The sequence below is a fragment of the Vibrio sp. 811 genome (genome assembly GCF_033339195.1).
In genome coordinates, this window is the sequence record NZ_JAWOUB010000493.1 from 1 (window position 1) to 655 (window position 655).

Annotated in this window: 1 protein-coding gene; it reads right to left on the bottom strand. The window is 49.3% G+C overall.

Annotated features, from left to right (window positions below):
* Nucleotides 1-655 (bottom strand): MFS transporter (locus R7Q46_RS27685; protein ID WP_318078354.1); only part of this gene is annotated, 655 nt, incomplete at both ends.

The following is a 655-nucleotide window of genomic DNA, read 5'->3' on the forward strand; positions in this document are numbered from 1 at the left end:
AGGAAAGGCTCAACAACGGTGACCGTAAACCACGCCACAAGTTTTGAACCGACGACTTCTTTGTGTCTTTGTTCCGCTTCGGATTGGAGCTTTTCACGTTGTGTGACTGGCTCGCCCACTAACAAAGTGAACACCATGAGTACCACAACAACGGCTGCCATACCGTAATACACACCGTTCCAGCCGATAGTATCGGCGTTAACAAACGCCAAGTATCCTGGCAATGAGTAGCCTGTCCACCATCCGATGACTGCCATAGCCGAAGCTTGTGGCAACTTAGATTCTTCCGATTTTGGAAAAGTATCAATTCGGAAAGCGTCGATGGCGATGTCTTGTGTTGCCGATGCCGTTGCAATACACAAGGCGAGCAGAGAGGCGAAAATGAGATTTTCCGCAGGATTGACCCCTGCAATGAATAGTGTGGCAACCAGCACAATGCTTTGACAGAAAAAGATCCAACTGCGTCTTTGTCCAAGCAGAGGATACAACAGCGGTAACTTCACTCGGTCGACCAAGGGAGCCCACAGAAAGTTGATCGCATAGACCGCAAAGACACTACCAAAATAGCCGATTGCGGAAAGGGTCAAGCCAGCGTCTTTTAGCCAACCAGACATGTTTGAGCCGATAAGTACCCATGGAAAGCCGCTAGAACAGC